Origin of the sequence: Collibacillus ludicampi (genome assembly GCF_023705585.1) — a bacterium.
GTDB classification, from domain to species: domain Bacteria; phylum Bacillota; class Bacilli; order Tumebacillales; family BOQE01; genus Collibacillus; species Collibacillus ludicampi.
The window spans coordinates 735166-755293 of the sequence record NZ_BOQE01000001.1 but is presented as its reverse complement, the minus strand read 5'-3'; the positions used below and the strand labels follow the sequence as shown (position 1 = coordinate 755293).

20 protein-coding genes are annotated in these 20128 nt (G+C 43.9%); 13 read left to right on the top strand and 7 right to left on the bottom strand.

Going from position 1 to position 20128, the window contains the following annotated elements; genetic code table 11:
* The first annotated feature begins 256 nt into the window (after positions 1-256).
* From DNHGIG_RS03870 to DNHGIG_RS03855, 4 genes are all read left to right on the top strand, one after another.
* Complete coding sequence (locus tag DNHGIG_RS03870; protein WP_282198428.1) at positions 257-1087, top strand: aldo/keto reductase; 831 nt, start codon at positions 257-259, stop codon at positions 1085-1087.
* Positions 1088-1295: 208 nt separating this feature from the next.
* Positions 1296-1655, top strand: coding sequence for a toprim domain-containing protein (locus tag DNHGIG_RS03865; RefSeq protein WP_282198427.1), 360 nt, complete (start codon positions 1296-1298; stop codon positions 1653-1655).
* A gap of 263 nt (positions 1656-1918) precedes the next feature.
* Complete coding sequence (locus DNHGIG_RS03860) at positions 1919-2491, top strand: DNA-3-methyladenine glycosylase I (protein ID WP_282198426.1); 573 nt, start codon at positions 1919-1921, stop codon at positions 2489-2491.
* A 187-nt stretch (positions 2492-2678) separates the two neighbouring features.
* Positions 2679-3428 (top strand): YebC/PmpR family DNA-binding transcriptional regulator, encoded by a 750-nt coding sequence (locus DNHGIG_RS03855; protein ID WP_282198425.1) that lies wholly within the window; start codon positions 2679-2681, stop codon positions 3426-3428.
* Between the two features lie 1166 nt (positions 3429-4594).
* Here the strand turns inward: DNHGIG_RS03855 and DNHGIG_RS03850 are convergent.
* The 3 genes from DNHGIG_RS03850 to DNHGIG_RS03840 all read right to left on the bottom strand — a co-directional run bounded on the left by DNHGIG_RS03850 (position 4595) and on the right by DNHGIG_RS03840 (position 8526).
* Positions 4595-5755 carry a hypothetical protein gene (locus tag DNHGIG_RS03850; RefSeq protein WP_282198424.1) on the bottom strand — a complete coding sequence of 387 codons (1161 nt, stop codon included), beginning with the start codon at positions 5753-5755 and terminating at the stop codon, positions 4595-4597.
* 17 nt (positions 5756-5772) lie between these two features.
* Positions 5773-6387: a DUF6897 domain-containing protein gene (locus DNHGIG_RS03845; protein ID WP_282198423.1), complete on the bottom strand. Its 615-nt coding sequence runs from the start codon at positions 6385-6387 to the stop codon at positions 5773-5775.
* Between the two features lie 1551 nt (positions 6388-7938).
* Complete coding sequence (locus tag DNHGIG_RS03840; RefSeq protein ID WP_282198422.1) at positions 7939-8526, bottom strand: DUF6897 domain-containing protein; 588 nt, start codon at positions 8524-8526, stop codon at positions 7939-7941.
* Between the two features lie 517 nt (positions 8527-9043).
* Here DNHGIG_RS03840 and DNHGIG_RS03835 point away from each other — a divergent pair.
* The gene (locus DNHGIG_RS03835; RefSeq protein ID WP_282198421.1) at positions 9044-9514 is read left to right on the top strand and encodes a hypothetical protein; all 471 of its coding nucleotides are present in this window, start codon (positions 9044-9046) and stop codon (positions 9512-9514) included.
* A gap of 257 nt (positions 9515-9771) precedes the next feature.
* Here the strand turns inward: DNHGIG_RS03835 and DNHGIG_RS03830 are convergent, their stop codons facing one another.
* On the bottom strand, positions 9772-10872 hold the full coding sequence (locus DNHGIG_RS03830; RefSeq protein ID WP_282198420.1) for a CotH kinase family protein: 1101 nt from the start codon (positions 10870-10872) through the stop codon (positions 9772-9774).
* A 263-nt stretch (positions 10873-11135) separates the two neighbouring features.
* On the opposite strand from DNHGIG_RS03830, the gene DNHGIG_RS03825 reads away from it, so the two are divergent.
* The 5 genes from DNHGIG_RS03825 (at position 11136) to DNHGIG_RS03805 (ending at position 15352) form a co-directional block, all read left to right on the top strand.
* Complete coding sequence (locus DNHGIG_RS03825; protein WP_282198419.1) at positions 11136-11927, top strand: hypothetical protein; 792 nt, start codon at positions 11136-11138, stop codon at positions 11925-11927.
* Between the two features lie 223 nt (positions 11928-12150).
* Positions 12151-12552, top strand: a complete 402-nt coding sequence (gene panD / locus DNHGIG_RS03820; protein ID WP_282198418.1) for an aspartate 1-decarboxylase — start codon at positions 12151-12153, stop codon at positions 12550-12552.
* Between the two features lie 130 nt (positions 12553-12682).
* On the top strand, positions 12683-13423 hold the full coding sequence (locus DNHGIG_RS03815) for an ABC transporter permease (RefSeq protein WP_282198417.1): 741 nt from the start codon (positions 12683-12685) through the stop codon (positions 13421-13423).
* 69 nt (positions 13424-13492) lie between these two features.
* Positions 13493-14302 carry an ABC transporter permease gene (locus DNHGIG_RS03810; RefSeq protein WP_282198416.1) on the top strand — a complete coding sequence of 270 codons (810 nt, stop codon included), beginning with the start codon at positions 13493-13495 and terminating at the stop codon, positions 14300-14302.
* Between the two features lie 93 nt (positions 14303-14395).
* On the top strand, positions 14396-15352 hold the full coding sequence (locus DNHGIG_RS03805) for an ABC transporter ATP-binding protein (protein ID WP_282201346.1): 957 nt from the start codon (positions 14396-14398) through the stop codon (positions 15350-15352).
* Between the two features lie 50 nt (positions 15353-15402).
* Here the strand turns inward: DNHGIG_RS03805 and DNHGIG_RS03800 are convergent, their stop codons facing one another.
* Positions 15403-16212, bottom strand: a complete 810-nt coding sequence (locus DNHGIG_RS03800) for a DUF2935 domain-containing protein (protein ID WP_282198415.1) — start codon at positions 16210-16212, stop codon at positions 15403-15405.
* Between the two features lie 497 nt (positions 16213-16709).
* Here DNHGIG_RS03800 and DNHGIG_RS03795 point away from each other — a divergent pair, with 497 nt between their 5' ends.
* A complete protein-coding gene (locus tag DNHGIG_RS03795; RefSeq protein WP_282198414.1) occupies positions 16710-16895 on the top strand; it encodes a hypothetical protein in 186 nt (61 codons plus the stop codon).
* 9 nt (positions 16896-16904) lie between these two features.
* Here DNHGIG_RS03795 and DNHGIG_RS03790 read toward each other — a convergent pair whose 3' ends face one another.
* The gene (locus DNHGIG_RS03790; RefSeq protein WP_282198413.1) at positions 16905-17279 is read right to left on the bottom strand and encodes an ArsR/SmtB family transcription factor; all 375 of its coding nucleotides are present in this window, start codon (positions 17277-17279) and stop codon (positions 16905-16907) included.
* Positions 17280-17714, bottom strand: a complete 435-nt coding sequence (locus DNHGIG_RS03785) for an SRPBCC family protein (protein ID WP_282198412.1) — start codon at positions 17712-17714, stop codon at positions 17280-17282.
* Positions 17715-17921: 207 nt separating this feature from the next.
* Between DNHGIG_RS03785 and DNHGIG_RS03780 the strand changes: the two genes are divergently transcribed.
* Both DNHGIG_RS03780 and DNHGIG_RS03775 read left to right on the top strand, forming a co-directional pair.
* Entirely contained in the window at positions 17922-18494 is a 573-nt protein-coding gene (locus DNHGIG_RS03780; protein WP_282198411.1) for a TetR/AcrR family transcriptional regulator, read from the top strand.
* 336 nt (positions 18495-18830) lie between these two features.
* A complete protein-coding gene (locus DNHGIG_RS03775; RefSeq protein WP_282198410.1) occupies positions 18831-19991 on the top strand; it encodes an NADH-dependent flavin oxidoreductase in 1161 nt (386 codons plus the stop codon).
* Positions 19992-20128 lie beyond the last annotated feature (137 nt).

Sequence of the window (20128 nt, the reverse complement as noted above, 5' to 3'; positions counted from 1 at the left end):
TGAATCTAGTTAAAGTTACTTCGTACTCGCATAAGATATGGAAAAACAAAGTGGAGACGGGCTGTCATGCGGAAACCTGATTCAACTGAATGGAAGGCTTCCTTTTTTTAACGAGCATATATTTTCAGAATGATAGAGCCCTATGTGACATAGGTATTACAAACAAGAGAGGAGAAGATTGAAAAAATTGATAAAAAAATTCCACATTTTATGATATGATACATGTATACACACTCGAATGAACGGAGGGGTACATATGTTGAATCGGATATCCGCTAGCACAGTTTTGCATAACGGTGTGGAAATGCCCTGGTTCGGGCTGGGAGTGTACCAAGCGAAGGAAGGCGAAGAAGTTGAATTTGCGGTCAAAACGGCTATCGCTGTCGGCTATAGGAGTATCGATACGGCGGCTATTTATGAAAATGAAAAGGGGGTAGGAAAAGCCGTCAAAGAATCGGGGGTTCCCAGGGAAGAGCTTTTCATTACGACGAAAGTGTGGAACTCGCGTCAGGGGTACGAATCAACCCTGGCGGCATTTGAAGAGAGCCGCAAAAAGCTGGAGCTTGAGTATCTTGACCTCTACTTGATCCATTGGCCAGTAAAAGGGAAGTATAAAGAGACATGGAAAGCGCTCGAAAAACTATATAAAGATGGCTGGGTTCGAGCGATTGGTGTAAGTAATTTCCAAGTGCATCATTTGGAAGATCTGCTAGCTGACTGTGAAATCGTTCCGATGGTGAATCAAGTTGAATATCATCCGCTATTGACTCAAAAGGAACTGCACAGTTTCTGCAGAGAGCAAAAGATCCAGCTGGAGGCTTGGAGCCCTTTGATGCGGGGGGAAGTCTTGAAACACCCGACTGTCACTGAACTCGCCGCAAAATATCAAAAAACGCCCGCACAAATCGTTCTGCGGTGGGATTTACAGAACGAAGTGGTTACGATTCCGAAATCGGTTCATGAACATCGCATTAAAGAAAATGCGAATATCTTTGATTTTGAGATTTCCCGAGAAGACATGGAAAGACTGGACGGATTAAACCAGAACAAAAGGATCGGGCCTGACCCTGATAACTTCAATTTCTGAAGACGTTGATACATTTCATAAACGAATGTGAGCAGAACGAGTATCTTAACAACCTTCAAAAGGGACAGAATCGTTTGACTCCCCTTTCGAGTGACGGCATGTACTCTGTATATGTATGTCCCTTGAGCGTTGATTTCTATAAGGGATTGTTCAAAAGGAGTATGGAACCTTCTTGAACAATCCCTATTAGACAAAAAGGATGAATGAAATGGACAGTGGATATGTACAACCCAGGAAGTTCATCATCGTTGAGGGGAGAAAGGACAAAGAGCGTTTGCTCCAGATTCTTGATGAGCCAGTCGAGATCATCTGTACGTATGGGACACTCAGTGAAGAGAAGATCGAGAGATTGATTATCCCCTTGCAATATGAAGAAGTTTACATTCTCGTGGACGCAGATGATGCAGGAAACAAATTGCGCACCCAATTGAAAAGGGAACTGCCTCATGCGAAACACTTATATACGAGGAAGATGTATAGGCAAGTACAGAGTACTCCTTTAGAATATTTGGCAGAAGTGCTGATGAATGCTCATTTTGAAATCAATGAGGATTTGTTCTTTGGATAACAATCGGCTCCAGGGGGATCGTAGAGGTGAGCGTATGATCCCCCGTATTTTTTGGTGTTATGCGAGGCGGATGCCTTTGCGTGCGAAAGGACTTAGGTGGGATGTATGGCCTCTTCTCCAAGGGCGGAACGACTCCCACAGAAAACATACGCAAAGCATATGTCCGTAATGACGCCTAGACAGAACCCGAGCACAAAAAGTAAGCCATATACCGTTCGACCAATGAGAGTTAAAAACAACGAGCACGAAACGGGTGTGAGAGAATGAAAAAGAGATGTGCATGGGTTACAGACGACCCGCTCTATATCGATTATCATGATCATGAATGGGGGGTTCCTGTTTATGATGACCGCTTGTTGTTTGAATTTCTTATTCTTGAAGGTGTACAAGCAGGGTTAAGTTGGTATACGATTCTTAAAAAAAGGGAAAATTTCCGCAGAGCGTTTGACGGGTTCGATGCGCATAAAATCGCGCGTTACGATTCCCGTAAAGTCGAAGAGTTGTTATCCGATGAAGGGATCGTACGCAACAAACTGAAAATACTTGCTGCCATTGAAAATGCAAGAGCGTTTTTGCAAATCCAAGAAGAGTACGGATCGTTTAAAAATTACATATGGTCTTTTGTTGGCGGGAAACCTGTGATGAATCACTGGACAAGCCGTGAAGAAGTGCCCGTAAGTACTCCCCAGTCGGATGCAATGAGTAAAAATTTGAAAAAACGTGGTTTCAAGTTCGTTGGAACGACGATCTGTTACGCGTACATGCAGGCGACAGGAATGGTCATGGATCATACCACAGATTGTTTTCGCTATCATGAACTCAACAAACAGATATGAGTGAAGAAATCGGTTACTAATGACGCTCGATTCATCGGTTCCCCGTTTTCTGTCTCCGCTTTCTTGAGCTCACCTTACCTTGTTGGTTCGTTCTCTTTTTTTTCCACCCAGCCAGTAACAACCTTTTGACACGATTATACCCTCTGCCCTAGACTAGAATAGGGACTTTTAAGTGAGGTGTATAGGGATGGCAGGACATTCAAAGTGGAAAAACATTCAACATAGAAAAGGGAAACAAGACGCTATTCGAGGCAAGCTATTTACAAAAATTTCACGAGAAATTTTCAATGCGGCAAGGGCGGGAGGAGGAAATCCGGAAACGAACTTTCGTCTGCGCATGGCCTTGGAGAAAGCCAGAGAAGCCAACATGCCGTCTGACAACATCCAGCGGACCATTGACAAAGCGCTTGGGAACATTCCGGGTGTCACGTACGAAGAATTGATTTATGAAGGATATGGCCCCGGCGGTGTAGCCGTCATGGTGGAAGCGTTAACAGATAATCGAAATCGTACGGCTGCGGAAATCCGGCATATTTTTTCAAAACGTGGCGGCAATTTGGGGGAAACAGGATGTGTAAGCTGGATGTTCGAACGTAAAGGGATTCTTACAGTCAATAAGGAACAATCTCCTGTTTCTGAAGATGAACTCATGTTGATGGCACTGGAAGCGGGAGCGTCCGACTTTTCAGCGGATGATGACGAGTATGAAATCACGACTACGCCTGAAGAGTTTGCGGCAGTGCAAGAGGCTCTCACCAAAGAGGGGATTAAGTTTGAAGAAGCCACGGTTACGTTAATCCCGCAGAATACGTTGGAGCTGCGAGGAGAAGAGGCACAGAAGATGCTTCTCCTGTACGAGGCATTGGAAGAGCATGATGACGTTCAGGCAGTATATGCAAACTTTGAGATTCCCGATGAAGAATTGGAAACGTATTGATTCATTGCTAGGGTTACCATCTGCAATTCAATGACCAAGAAGAAACAGCAAGACAAGCCTCCGCGAAAAGGGGTAATGAATACTCCGCGCGGAGGTTTTTTGTATGATCCCAAGCGCAAAGCGATACATCCACCCAAGCACTCATTTTCAAAATAACCGTTCCAATTTCATTTTTGTATTATAACAGATGTTGACTAAATTCTTGTTGTTATAATATAATAAACACAACAAGGAACGGAGGGATCACACATGAAGATCGCAGAATTTTATGGTTGGACTCAACCATCTGTGGCGAAAAACTCGTCCACTTGTATCTGTGTTCAGTGTGGGGCAGAGTTTTCTGTTGAAGGCGAATCCGCTCACTATGAGTGCGAACGTTGTATAAGCGACCGTGACGAGTAAATTGGCTTATTTTATTCATAATCTTCCGAATAAAAAATCTTTTATGGAGGGATAAACGATGATTCAAAATAATATCAATACACAAACGGAAAATGAACCGACGATCCTTGAGCAAATCAACGATTATTACAGCCGAATGAACGGATAATTGTATGGGTTGTTTAGAAAATTGAAAGGAAGGGCAACAGGCAAGACCACTTCCCGATATGGAAGTGGTTTTCTTTTACTCATACGGTCGAGACTCTCAAATACGGATGACCAAACCAAATGAGGCATTATGGCTTACTAGCCAAATGCCTCATTTTATTCAATCAGTATGTGTATCATCCATCTTTCAAGATGATGTAGTTACAAATACAATCAATTTTTTGGGGATGCTCGTACATTATTAGAGACTCGATAGTTTCTGACCACAAGTACTGTTCATATTTCGATCGGAGGCGAGCAAATGAAAAATACTTGTCTTATCATTTTTTGCCCCAAATGCGGGGTTCCTTATAAAGTGCCCCCGCGAGTGGAAAAAAATTTGGCAGCCGCTTTACATGTACATTGCAAGTGTTGCAAGGTGAAATTTCCTATTGCGCGAACGCTTCGTGACTTTATCCGAAGACAGGAGAACGAATAAATATGTCAAGATATGTTTCATTTTGCACAAATTTAAAAAATGAGGATGTCGCGCGAAGATGGTGTAATGGTTTGGGATGGTTCCCTATTCATTACACCATCCGATTGGCGACATGTAAATAAATGGGAAAGGTTTTTATTCAAGAACCAGAGGCTTTGAAAATGGTCGGTTGAGAACTGTAGAAGAGAGCTTTGCTTCTCTTTTTGGATTTACGTTTTGACCGATTCAATTGTTGAAGAAAGTGTGAAGGAAAAGAGGAGGATGAGTTTTCGGCAGACGGAATCTCTGATCGTATGGGATTGAATGTTTGATGGCTATCTTCCGGGGAACGAACAGGAAATGTTGCGGAAGTCTCCCGGTGTTTCAAGTGTTTAAGCATCATGATGGGTTTGGTACGATTCCCTTTCTCAGTGAATGTCTTTTGATAGACTCGATTTGTATCATTGACTGTATCCTTTTGTTCCACAATCATTTCCTGAGCTTTGATAAAGTTCTGATGCTCTTCTCTCTCAGCCCGAATGTCTCCGTTTGTTTCCGCTGACGTTTCTTTTGAGATCATGTCAGGAGTTTTCTGTAAAATGGGTTCTTGAACGTGAGTAAAAACATCTTCATGAATAGGAGGATTGACACTATTCTCTTCTTTTCTGACCGGCTCTGTTGGAACCTTTTGCGAAGTCTTTTGTAATGACTTGCTGCGGACGCCGCGCACACTTTGAATGGTTTGCCGCTTGTCTTTCTCCGTCTTTGTGTTTAAACGTAAAGTGTTTGCTAAAACCGCAGACGTTTGTTGAACCGGCGGTTGCTGTTGCATACCATCGGAACTTTGAACAGGCTCTTGCTTTACCTGAGTGGGGGAAGACGATTCATTTTGCTCGTTTTTTATCGATTGTTTGATTGCGAGAACAGGTGAGACATTTTTTATTTGCTCCAGCTGATAATAGATCATTTCTTTCATATTGAGTACGATACAGACATGTTCGGTTGTCGCATATGATAAAACCCCTTCACGTGCGCCCTCACCGTTTTCGATTTTGACCATTCTTTTGCGAAGGGATGCGAGTAAGTCGGCAAACGTATCGGGGAAAGTCATATGAGATAATGGTAACGTTTCGGGAACATCTGTGATGTTGGCGGTAACAGATTTGATTTGGGAGAATGGATAATGAATCAATTGTCCCGTATCTGTATAGATGGTCGCGTAATCCTCTTGTATATTGATGAGTCGTCCCGCCAAGCCGACATCACCAGTTTGATCAAATCGCACGTGCGTGCCAATCAAGGACTCTAGTAGTGTCTGCAACGTTGTCATCCCCTTATTTATCTAGCCCTGCCAGAGTAATCACTTTTGGAGTGCTCGTTTTTTCTGCCGGAAGTTTCACTTCTCGCTTTGCCGGAAACATCGCTTTCCGAAAGCTCATTTAACCCGCGATCCTTTGAGCTATCCTGTGTCATTTCATTGGCTTGTTTGTTCTCATTTTTCTTCTCGTTTTGGTTATTGAAGATGCATGTTACACTGCGAATGTGGTAGATCGGGTAATACACAAAATCTTTCATTTGATGCAGGATTGTCACCGATCCATCTCCGACCTCAATCAAAACCCCTTGGATGACGTTGGGACCTCCATGATTGACGCGAATCAGACGATGTCTCAATTTCCTTAAAAGTTCTGTGAAGTCTTCCGCTTCTACCATAGGCAAGATATTCATATTCTTTTCTTCCATATTTACTTGATTCGCCTGGATTTCGGGAATCACCGGTTCAGATACCGTCTTGATGTGTCTCGATTGAACATATACATATCCGTTTTGTTCCGTTTCCAATATGAGAAATTCGGGACGGATGAAAACGAGCTTTCCTTCCAGCTTATCAGGGCCTCCACGTTCGACCTGCACCTTTTTTCCGATAGAATTCACTAAAAAGCTGAAATCCATAAAAAAACCCTCCTTCACATGATTCGCCCAGTTTTCACTAGGCACATTTCTTGAAGACAGACATACTATGAATTAGGCGATTCCGCTGCAAGACTTAACCAATATCGGTGATCGCCTTCATTTGATGTGCCGGTATCCTTACTACGTTTTCGCAAGGGGATGTCACCGCTTCTACGGAATCCTCGTTGCGTTGCGGAGGATACCGGAAATCTTTTTGTATCCGCAAAAACATGATGGTTCGTACGGAACTGCCGTTATCCAGTTGCAGTGCTCAACAAGTTTCGGACAATGAGCATCGGTCTGGGTTCTGAGTGGTTTTCAAAAAGTATTGCTCGATAAGCGCGAACGAGGCGTCAACCCCTTTCCAAAAGCTAATTCACCATATTCAGTGGACAATCGTATAAGTGATAGGGCAATCGTCTAACTTATCACAGGTTCAGTTTCCCTATACATACAGGTTCGGAAGATCCCATATGTTCCTCTTGTGAGCGAGAACATTCCCTCTCTAGGGAAACCTCACTGGTTCCTTTGTACTGCAACATATTCCACCTATATAGGAAGAGTTCTATTGAGATAAGAAGTTAGTGAATCTGCCTAGAGATGAACATCCGAATCTGAATCGGAAAAGGTGATCGATAGAAAAGAGGTGAGAGTGGAGTACGCTTTAGGATAGGTTCACGTATACATGCATTATAATTGCCATGAGTCAAATGAAAGGGGATGTCTAGGGCATGGTTGAAGATACAAAAGAAAGTTTGAAGTTCGAAGAATCAGGAATGCAAGCCATACTCACTCCATCCGCTTGAGGAAAAATCATTCCTTGAGAGAATCCCGGTAAATATATGTAATACTTCTGAAAAAGTACCGAGTTTCAAGGTCACGATGGAAAAGGGAACTAATGAGGAGGTGCATCGTATCATCATTGAGATACGATTTGCTTGATGTATGGAATGTATAACATCCGTTTCGCCGAAAGGATTCTGCAAACAAGTGCAATGAATAAAGAAAGCGTCCGTTCTGCCTATGGTTCCTGCAGAACGAACGCTTTTTTCGTAATAGCCAAAAAAAGAGGAAGAAGCTTGAAAGCCGCTTCTTCCTTCATGGCGGGAAATATCCTTGATTGGCTGAGATATACTACGCTTACTCTTTGCCTGTTGGAATGAGCAGAAGCGGAAAATGAGGAGGAATCTGCTTTTTCTTTACGCCTTAAGATTTGCCAGGCACTCTCGCAAATAGCGGTTACGATCCGCGACAAACTTAAGAATAAATTCGGGTTCCGTGTCGAATTTGCGAATGTCCTTTTGTTTATAAGGGTCAAGAAGAACAAAGGGGCGTAGGGCTGTATACATTGAGATTACTTTAGGTTCAAGAGCAGCTACTCTTTTTCGATTTACGTTTTGAACGATACAATTGTTGAAGTTTAAAGTGTGACTTGCTGCGAACGCCGCGCACACTTTGAATGGTTTACCGTTTGTCTTTCTCAGTCTTTGTGTTTGAACGTAAAGTGTTTGCTAAAGCCGCAGACGTTTGGTCTGTAATGTTGTCATCTATTTATCTAGCTCTGCCAGAGTAATCAATTTTGAAGCACTCGTTTCTTCTACTGGACGTTTCTCTTGCTTTGCCGGAAACATTACTTTCCGGAAGCTCATTTAACCCGCGATCCCTTGAGCTATCTTGTTTCATTTCATTTTGTTTGTTCTCATTTTTCTTATAGATGCATGTTACACTGCGAATGTGGTAGATCGGATAATGTACAAAATCTTTCATTTGATGCAGGATTGTCACCGATCCATCTCCGACCTCAATCAAAACCCCTTGGATGACGTTGGGACCTCCATGATTGACGCGAATCAGACGATGTCTCAATTTCCTTAAAAGTTCTGTGAAGTCTTCCGCTTCTACCATAGGCAGAATATTCTTTTCTTCCATATTCACTTGATTCGCTTGGATTTCGGGAATCACCGGTTCTGATACAGTCTTGATGTGTCTCGATTGAACATATACATACCCGTTTTGTTCCGTTTCCAATATGAGAAAGTCAGGACGGATGAAAACGAGCTTTCCTTCCAGCTTATCAGGGCCTCCACGTTCGACCTGTACCTTTTTTCCAATGGAATTCATTAAGAAGCTGAAATTCATAAAATAACCCTCCTTCACATGATTCGCCCAGTTTTCTCTAGGCACATTTCTTGATGCCATTCATACTATGAATTAGGTGATTCCGCTGCATGACTTAACCAATATCGGTGATCGCCTTCATTTGATGTGCCGGTATCCGTACGTTCTCGCAAGGGGATGTCACGACTTCTACGCGATCCTCGTTGCGTTGTGGAGGAAATCGGAAAACCTTTTGTATCCGCCAAAAACTTGATGGTTCGACGGAACTACCGTTATCCAGTTGCGGAGTTCAACAAGTTTCGGGCATCGAGTATGGGGACTGGGTTCTGACTGGGTTGATAAGCGAATGAGTGTCAACCCCTTTCCAAAAGCTAACTTACTATATTCAGTGGACAATCGTATAAGTGATAAGACAATCGTTTAACTGTTCAAAGGTGATCGATAGAAAATAGGTGAGAGTGGAGTACGCTTTAGGTCAGGGTTCACGTATACATGCATTATAATTGCCATGAGTCAAATGAAAGGGGATGTCAAATGCATGGTTGAAGATACAAAAGAAAGTTCGAAGTTCGCTGACTCTATAAAGGACCCGAAACATATGGACGAAGACAAATTTGATGAATTCCTGCAAAAATTGAAATACAGTTGGGTCCAGATCAATCGGGACGGTTCGGATCGTATAGAGGGGATGCTCATCAACTGTTTTGAAGATCATGTGATCGTGATCGATGAAACGGAAGAAGTTCGACCGATTCCCAAATCTCTGATTCGCAATATCAGCCCTGGACGTGCAAACGAAGATGACAAACCAACGTGGAATCGCATAGGAATTAAGAAGGATCAGGAATGCAAGCCATACCCGCATCCGCTTGAGGAACAATCATTCCTTGAGAGAATCCCGGTAAATATATGTAATACTTCTGAAAAAGTTCCGCGTTTCAACGTCACGATGGAAAAGGGAACTAATGAGGAGGTGCATCGTATCATCATTGAGATACGATTTGCTTGATGTATGGAATGTATAACATCCGTTTCGCCGAAAGGATTCTGCAAAAAAGTGCAATGAATAAAGAAAGCGTCCGTTCTGCCTATGGTTCCTGCAGAACGAACGCTTTTTTCGTAATAGCCAAAAAAAGAGGAAGAAGCTTGAAAGCCGCTTCTTCCTTCATGGCGGGAAATATCCTTGATTGGCTGAGATATACTACGCTTACTCTTTGCCTGTTGGAATGAGCAGAAGCGGAAAATGAGGAGGAATCTGCTTTTTCTTTACGCCTTAAGATTTGCCAGGCACTCTCGCAAATAGCGGTTACGATCCGCGACAAACTTAAGAATAAATTCGGGTTCCGTGTCGAATTTGCGAATGTCCTTTTGTTTATAAGGGTCAAGAAGAACAAAGGGGCGTAGGGCTGTATACATTGAGATTACTTTAGGTTCAAGGGCGGCTACAGTAAACTGTGTCTCCAGGATTTCCTCGAGCAATTGTTTATAACGCATGCGGAATGATGAGACATCGAGTATGCGGGCGGTAAGAGTGTTGTACCCTTCGATGGGGACATAGTCGTACTCCATGATCTTGCCATTACAATCACGTCCCCATGTGGCATCATAATCCCAGGGAATCATTTCGAATAAACCGGTTTCGTTGTTGCGATAGAGCGCATAGTTATGGATGAATCCATCAAAATTCTGGGTGCAAATCACCCCGATCAGCCAGCGTAGATACTTGTCCACAGCCACGTATTTAGTAATTTCTTTTCCAAAGTCCGCTCTGGGTATCGTATTGATTTTGTAAATCAGCTCTCGAAGATACCCGTCGTCCTCTTCGGTACCGCACTTTCGTTCGTATCCGGACTCCAACGATTTTTTGACATCATCATCGATAGGGCTGATCAACGAAAAGTTGGCATTGTCGTTGATCGCATAGTATATGGCCCCTTGCGGTAAACCTCTTCTTTTTAGAAACAGATCATCGACCGATTCCAGTTGAAGATAGATACCTGCTGGAGTTCCGTTCAACTTGAGGAAAATGTGTTGTGTTTCCGGGGATAACGTACCGATATCACGAAAAAAATCGAGGGAAAGTTTATTACGGATCATAGAAGGGTCAATATATTCGGCGTTGAGATGAATCTCCCTATTTCCTTGGAAAGTTTCAGGTTTTACAAATTTGAGATTATAAGATTTCTTGCGGAATTCGCGAATATGCGAACCACGATAGGCGATGTCGATAATATACTGATTTTTTCCCACTTTTAGTCTGGCAGGTAACGGGTCATCACACCAAATGTCTCTTCGCAGTTCTTGGAGGTCATAAGGATGAATGTAGAGGAAATAACTCGGAATTGCGACATGTTGAGAAGTATTCATCGTATTCCTCCTTTCTCTATAAAGACATCGCGTGATTTATAGTAATGCGGGAAGGGATGGATTGGTCACCATGCGGTGGAAAGAGACGCTGATTTTGTGCGAATGGGAACAGATGTCTATGGCAATGACTGTCGCTTTTCCGTAGGATATAACGAATAATTTTTTCCTGTAAGCTGAAGGGAAAGTGTTGATCGAACGGGGGTTGATGATCTCTACACGAAACCTTCTCTATACAGGTAAATAGTCATAAAAGAGGTGTTGATATGAAGACAATGAATCAAGAGGAGCTGCGTGAAGTCGTGCGTACGGCAGATGCGGAAGGATTGACGGACATGTATATGCGCCGTGATCCGGTCGAAGCCGAACTGGTTGCCGGTCCCCTTACCAGAGGACGCCGCACAGGTCGCAGCACAGGTCGCGGTACAGGACGCCGTACAGGTCGCGGTACAGGTCGCGGTACAGGACGTCGTACAGGACGCCGTAGCACAGGACGCCGTACAGGACGCCGTACAGGACGCCGTACAGGACGCCGTACAGGACGCCGTACAGGACGCCGTACAGGACGCCGTAGCACAGGACGCCGTAGCACAGGACGCCGTAGCACAGGACGCCGTAGCACAGGACGCCGTAGCACAGGACGCCGTAGCACAGGACGCCGTAGCACAGGACGCCGTACAGGACGCCGTACAGGACGCCGTACAGGACGCCGTACAGGACGCCGTACAGGACGCCGTACAGGACGCCGTACAGGACGCCGTACAGGACGCCGTACAGGACGCCGTACAGGACGCCGTACAGGACGCCGTACAGGACGCCGTACAGGACGCCGTAGCACAGGACGCCGCCGCACCACAGGACGCCGCCGCACCACAGGACGCCGCCGCACCACAGGACGCCGCCGTAGCACAGGACGCCGCCGTAGCACAGGACGCCGTACAGGACGCCGCCGTAGCACAGGACGCCGCCGTAGCACAGGACGCCGTAGCACAGGACGCCGCCGCACCACAGGTCGTCGTCGCACCACAGGTCGTCGTCGTACCACAGGTCGCCGCTAAAATTGCGACACAGGTCGCCGTACATTCGGGAGAGATATGTGTTCCGCACCTTTGAAAGGTGCGGATTTTTGTTCAATAAGTGAATCATTTTCGAATGGAAGGTCTGGGATCCAGAACAAATCAGAAAGACATACATACCTTAAATGATGAAGATGATTCATGATACGTGTCCCGAAATTCGGGAAAATCTTGATCTTACAATAAGGAAGGAGCCGAATGACTCATGCGTCGGTTGATGTGCAAGGGGAAGATCCACAGGGCAACTGTTACGGAGGCTGATTTGGATTATGTAGGAAGTATAACGATTGACTCCCTCTTAATGAAAGAAGCGAACATTCTCCCGTTCGAGATGGTGCAGATCACCAGCCTGAGAAATGCTACTCGCTGGAAAACATACGCTTTGCCTGCACCTGAAGGATCAGGAAAGATTTGTCTTAACGGTCCTCCTGCACATTTGTTTCACCCCGGAGATTTAGTCATCATCCTAAGCCTGGGAATCTTCGATGAAACGGAGATCGGAGAATTGAACCCCAAAGTCGTGTTTGTGAACACAGAAAACCACATCGTAAGGGTCGAGGAACATGATCTGTCGCTTGATTCGAGTGTGGGTGAAGAGAAACCATGAAAGAATAACGAACATTGTAATCCAAACATTGTAAGAGTAGCGAAGTACGGGGGTGTTTCGCTTTTTTGTGACGATCGAATCGTTATATAATATCAATCTAAGGGTCATACGAAACCATGGGGGGGATGATATGCGAAAGTTTCGAATGTACTTGGAGTTTACACGCAAGTCATTTCAGAGGTCTGCCGTCTATCGGTTTGATGCGTGGACTCGACTCTTGTCCAACCTCATGTTTCTTTTTATGTGGGGATTTATCTGGTACGGGCTATATGGAGGAGAAGAGACGGCCGGTGGAAAATCTTTCGACACGATGCTCAGTTATGTACTCATCAGTCAGATGTTGCAGGGATTACATGCGGCAGGGACTTCACTTTGGGAGATTCAGGAACGTGTCCGCAACGGTGACATCGCGATGGAATTGATGCGTCCTTTTGATTATCCGTTACGCGTCTTGTTTTCCGATCTGGGGAGCGTCGCTTTTCATTTCATTACGGCGATTGCCCCGCTGTATATCGTACTGTTCTTATGCTTCCATCCAGTTTTACCTTCTTCATTAAGCACATGGATCATCTTTATTCTCTCAGCGATTTTAGGTTATCTCATCCGTTACAGTATTGAATTGACATTCGGTCTGTTTACTTTTTGGCTCGTAGAAACTGGCGGGGTCGAAGATATTTTCTACTTTTCAGTTTCGTTGTTCTCAGGTGCAGTCGTGCCTCTTTGGTTTTTTCCTCCCGTGTTTGAACACATCGCCCGTTATCTCCCGGTTCAATGGATATTCGTTCGTGCCAAACGCGATTTTTGTTGGGCAACTGCGAGGGGCGGAGATCTTTCACGCGATCATGCTCCAGGCGTTCTGGTTGGTTGTTAACTATGCGATCATGCGTTTCGTGTGGAAGAAAGCTTCCTTAAAAGTTGTTGTTCAGGGAGGATGATGGCCATGATGTCATGGATTAAAGGGGCTCGTCTCTATTTCCATATGGTCTCAGCCAGTATTCGCGCACAAATGCAATACCGCTACGCGTTTGTCATGAACATTTTGGGATGGGCAATGAGTTATGCAGGTACGGCAGTTACCATGTGGACAGTCCTGTATCAATTTAAGACGCTGGATGGATGGACATTTTGGGAATTGCTGTTTCTTTTTGCATTGTCCGTTCTCTCTTGGGGTGTATGTGTTCTCTTCTTTTTTCATTTCCGCAGTCTTGACCAGTATATATGGAACGGCACGTTTGACCGTTTTCTTGTGCGGCCGATTCATCCTTTTTTCCACTTTATCGCCTTGAAGTTTGATGTGGGTGCGTTCGGACAATTATTCTTCAGTATCCTCGCGGTTTGGCTCTCCTATATAAAGCTCGGCTTGCATTGGCAGGTTGGGAGATGGCTTGTTTTTTTCGGAACTGTGTTTGGCGGTACGTTAATCCAAGGAGGGCTTTTGGTTTTGATTTCAGCATTAGCTTTCTGGACGACCCGCTCGGAACGTTTGTACTGGGTCGTCATGTTTCCAGCCAAAAGCATGGTGAGTTACCCGCTTTCCATTTACCCTCGTTTATTGCAGTGGTTTTTTATTCTCGTGGTTCCGTTCGCTTTTGTTAATTATTTTCCGGCCATGTTTTTGTTAAACAAAGTACATACGAAGATTTCCCTGTATCTAGGGATCTTGAGCCCGTTTGTCGGTATCGTTTTCTTTTGGTTGTGTTACCGTGTATGGATGACGGGATTGAATCGTTATAAAAGTGCGGGATCTTGAAAAACGAGTGTTGAAAAAAGGAGAGTGCGTGCAGGCGTGATCGAAGTCAAACATCTTTATAAGGAGTTCACCATCGTCAAAAGGCAGCCGGGGATGTGGGGAGCCCTACGCAGTCTCTTTCATAGGGAATATGTCACGAAGATGGCGGTCGAGGACATTTCATTCTCGATCGAAGAGGGGGAGATGGTGGGATATATCGGGCCGAACGGGGCAGGAAAATCCACCACGATCAAGATGCTGACGGGTATCCTTGTGCCTACATCAGGCGACGTAAGGGTGAATGGCATCATTCCTTACAAAGAACGACAGAAGAATGCAATGCAAATCGGAGTGGTGTTTGGTCAGCGGACGCAGTTATGGTGGGATCTGCCGACGATCGAATCATTCGAATTGCTGAAACAGGTGTATCAGATTCCCGATCAACGGTATCGGGAAAATATGAAGACCTTTTCGGAAATCCTGGGGCTTCATGAATTTTTTCAAACTCCTGTCCGGCAATTATCATTGGGACAGCGGATGAGGGCGGATATCGCTGCTTCTTTGTTGCATGATCCTAAAATTCTTTTCCTCGATGAACCGACGATCGGGTTGGATGTGGTCGCAAAAGAGAGCATGCGCACTTTCATTCAGGAGATCAATCGCGAACGCGGGGTGACCGTGATTTTGACGACGCACGATATGGCGGATATCGAGAAGCTTTGCCGGCGAATGATCCTGATTGATAAAGGACGCGTCATGTACGATGGCCCGCTGGCGAAGATTAAGGAATTGTACGGCACTTCGCGCGTGCTCATTGTGGAATTGGACGGTTATGTGGAAGTATTCTCCATTGAAGGGGCTGAAGTGATTAGGCGGGAAGGGAACCGTGTATGGTTGCAGTTTGACCGGAAGGAAGTCAGTGCCTCAGAACTCATTCAACGGATTTCAAGAAAGTACGAAATTACAGATGTAAACCTGGAGGAACCGGACATTGATACGATCGTACGGAGGATTTATCAGGAAGGATTGCCCGAGGATCATGCAATGGCTACAGTTAACACCAGAATATAAATATCACGATTCATTAAGGAACCCCTATAAACTCGGGGGTTCCCTTTTATCTACGTATCCAGGAGCGATTTCGCAGGGGAGCAGTCAGGAGGTTTGATATCCGTCACGCGCGAAAGTTTTGTGAGATAATAACATTCCTCTCGCAACATGTGATCGGGCAAGATCGGAGACAATGCGCCTAATGTTTGATTGTTTAGCCTCGTCTCTTCGATCTCCCGTAAAAACCTGTTGAACAGAAGAATCTCTACTTCGACTTCTTTGTTAAAACGATCTAATGCAGGGAATTCTCTCAAGTGTGTGCGCAAATAACTGGCAAGTTCAATCGCTTTCAAATAATATTCATCAAAATGTTTCGTGAACGTTTTGCTCTTCTCGATCATCCTCTTCTCCGCCATATCGAGTGAAGCGGCGATCGCATCGGAATGACCGGAAGCGTCGGGGAGCCAAAGCAGATGGTGATGAACGGCATGATAGCTTGGGGGGATTTGTCCAGACAGCAGGGAGTTTAAGATGCGCATGTATTCTTCAAGCTCGTTCACCATATGGTTTAGGAAAGTGGGAGGTAAACTAAAGCTGATGTGTCCTTGCAGATGTCTGCGGATGAGATGCAGTTTAAATTCCCGCAGTTCCTGAACATAGCGATGGGCTTGTTCATTAAGGGCAATGACCTCTTCCTCTGATGAGACCTGTTGGGACTGGCTCAATAACGAATCAAACAGATGAAAGAATTGTTCCGCGCGTTGTATCTCTAAGTTTTCTCTTGGTGACAATCCATCGAGTATAAAGCGTGAGTGATCCTCGAGAACGCGCAGCCAAAAGCGATGTTCAAACGCTGCCTCGCTTACATAATCCCTGTTCAAATAGATCCTCCTTTCTTCTCAGAACCAACCTATGTGCGTTTGCCTGGAAGAGTGCATGGAATTTCCCCATACCACGAGAGGCACCATCAAAGGATGAACAGTTCTTTGTGCGGAAGATAGTACAAAGTCTGCCACAAGAATCGGAGTGACTTTTGGGTGGGCGTAATGCTCTGCGTGAGACAACGACTTTGGAGGATGTTTCGGGACATGTGATCATATTCCGTGCGAGACAAGTTTCTTGTGAGGAAAGAGATGTTTGAGGCTGCCATCAGAAACGGAGTGGCTTTTGGTGGGCGTAATGCTTTGCGTGAGACAGCGACGGAGGTCGTCTCGCAAAATTTTGATTATATTCCGTGAGAGATAAGTTTCTTGTGAGGAAAAGAAGTTTGATGCTGCCATAAGAAACGGAATGGCTTTTGGGTGGGTTGTATCGCTTTGCGGCGAAGAGGTGAGTTGAAGGTCGTTCCGCTTCCTTTATACGTAAAGAGGCAAATGCTTTGCGCGTAATAGCGACTTTGGAGGTCGTCTTGCAACATTTGTATATGATTCCATGCAAGACGACCTCCACGGAGCATGAGCGCAAAGCATTTGCCTCATTGAACGACCTTCATCGAACCCAAGCGCAAAGCGATACACCCACCCAAGCACTGATTTTCAATGTGACCAGCACCAATGATTCTTAACTTTTTACATTAATCCTTCGATTCCTCATCGCTTGTAGATACCACGAGATGTAGACCGCTTATTTCCTCGTTTTCCACTAAATGTTTAAGCATTGAAATCTTATTGTCCCAAAAACGTTCATAAAAGGAAAGCCACTGCTTCAGTTCGAGCAGCGGCTCCGGCTGGAGCCTGTATCGCTTCTCCCGCCCCACTTTCTGCTCCCTGACAAGTCCTGCTTCCGACAAAATACGAAGATGCTTGGAAACAGCCGTACGAGTCATGGGAAAATGCCTGCTTATAACGGTAACGGACATTTCCTTATCTGCAAGCAGTCTCAATAGCTCGCGACGGGTCGGATCGGCAATTGCCTGAAAGACGTCATACTTAGGCAAGGCAGAGCCCATCTATGCCTCAACCACCTTGCGGAGATTAACGTTAATAAGCGGATCCCAACCATTGTCCATCCTGTCACGTACCACTGAATGTTTTTCTGACACTCTTGGAATCAACTCATAAGGTTCGCCCCAACCGGAATGAATGAGGGTAAATTGCGTTTTTCCTTCTAGCTCCTTTAATTCAAAAGTAACGCGCCAACCGAATGTATCCCAAGCAAAGGAAAGGCGGTTAGGAGGATCAAGTTCCAGCACTTTGCAAGGTACGGGTCCGAAAGGCGTTTGCAAAGTGAAAGCATGTCCTATTTCTTGCTGAAAATCATTTGGCATAAACCATGCGGCAATTCCTTCCGAAGTCGAGACTGCTTCCCATACTTTCTGAATCGGCGCATGAAATATGGCCGTTTTACGAATATCAGGCAACGTACCCTTACGATTTCCTTCCATTTTTAAACCTCCACATCAAATTAAATAAAACCAAAAGGTTTCATATCCAAATAATAAGAAACCTTTTGGTTTCATGTCAAGACTGTTAGCAAAATGAGTCTATTTGGGATAGAAGGAGCAAATTGAAAAGGATCTTGAAACACTCGTGCTATATGCGCCCTTGGGATTGACTTGATTTTAATCGAACGATCATTTAATATTGGAGGCATGAGACATAAAGATGAACATAAAAACGAAAGCATTTTTAATGCAGCTATCCAGCTTATAAATGAACTTGGTCTTGCCGAAACTTCTATGTCGAAGATCGCTAAGAAAGCCAACGTATCTGCTTCAACTATTTACGTTTATTTTGAGAATAAGGAGGATTTGATTAACAAACTGTATTTGAGTATTAAAAAGCAGATGAGTCTAGAAATTTTCCATAACTTCGATGATTCAACTCCATTACAAACAGCATTTGAAACCATTTTAAGAAAATTTGTTGATTTTATCTTGAACAACAAAGATTACTTTTTATTTATTGAGCAGTTTGGAAATTCCCCTCTCCTTCATAAATTATCTCGTAAAGAAGCAACAGAATTGTTTGAACCGATTTACAGCTTATTTGAAAAAGGGAAGAAACAAGGTGTTTTCAAACAAGTTGATACAAATCTGCTGGTTATCTTTACATTTAACCCGGTCATGCAATTTGCTAAAGAACATTTTAATGGGAAATCTGAATTGAATCAGGATAATTTAAAGGAAATTATTCAAATGAGTTGGGATGCTGTAAAAGCTTAAGAATCCATCAAGACTTTTCATCAGAGGGAGCAAATGGTTATATTTTGGAACAAGAATTAACTCCGTTACGTTAGAAAAAAAACCTGCTACCTCTGATTTTAATAATATCTTGATTATAATCGAATGATCGTTTAATATAAAAAACAAGCACGTTAAATTTGAAACATATGTATGGGATTAATTTTTTTAAAACATAAATAAACGAACATTCGTTTTTAAAGGTGGTGGTGCCCATTAAAAAATGCCTTCAGTAGCCATGCTAATAAAGCTAAAGGTCTTTACAAAATAGGACAAACTAACAACATTGATGAATACCATTCAGAAAGAGGTTAGAAAATGAACGCAAAATATAGCAACTTATTTGAACCCTTTACATTTAGAAATGGAATATCTATTAGAAATAGAGTAGTTATGGCACCTATGACTACTTGGTCAGCTAATGACGATTTAACCATCTCAGATGCTGAAGATAAATATTATCGACGTAGGGTAAATGGTGTCGGCCTCGTTATTACAGGTTGTACTCATGTTACTCCTAATGGAATTGGTTTCACGAATGAATTTGCCGCATATGATGATAAATTTATACCGAGTTTACGGAAATTGGCTGAAGCTGCAAAAAGCGGGGGAGCTCCTGCGGTACTGCAAATTTTCCATGCAGGTAACAAAGCAGTACCGGATCTTATTCCGAATGCAGATGTAGTCAGTGCAAGCGCATTGGAGACAGAAGCTACTGCATTTACTCAGGGCAACGTAAAACCCCGAGCATTATCACATGAAGAAATTTTGGACATGATTCATGCGTTTGGCGAAGCAACGAGACGAGCGATTGAAGCAGGGTTTGACGGTGTTGAAATTCATGGCGCCCATGGATTTTTAATTCAAAATTTCTTGTCTCCGTTTTTTAACAGACGAGAGGACCAATGGGGTGGATCGCTAGAAAATCGCTTACGTTTTCCACTGGCAGTCGTTCAAGAAGTTAAGAAAGTCATTGAAAAACATGCGACAAAACCATTTATTCTAGGATACAGATTATCTCCTGACGAACCACAAGAAGGCGGATTACGAATAAAAGATACCTATGAACTAATTGAACGCCTGATTGAACTTGATGTAGATTATGTACATATTTCATTGGCCAATGCGCTTGTCTCAAAGCCAGTAGACAGTCAAGATAATAAAACATACCTTGAATTGATTCTTGAGAGTGTAAATGGCAGAGTACCTGTGTTGGCTGCGGGTTCAATGAGAACGCCAGATGAAGTAGCAAAAGCGTTAGAATTAGGGTTATCTCTAGCTGCTATTGGTCAAGCGTTAATCATGAATCCTGAATGGGTTGAAATGGTCGCAAATGGACGTGAGAGTGAAATCGATACGGAGTTGAAAGTTTCGAAGATAAACCAACTCGATATTCCGGAAAAACTTTGGAATGTAATTGAAGCAACGCCAGGTTGGTTTGCGATAAGTAAAGAAAACGTCCCTTTAGGAAAGGATTGAATAGTTTAGTTTATTGCGACCAGTAGGCAACTAATTCAAGCCAAGAACTTCGAGACGCGGTTTGGATTTGCTGTGTTGTTCAAATACTTCCAGCATGAGGCCCGGTTTCCTGACAGCGCTGAAGATGTTCCTCTTCC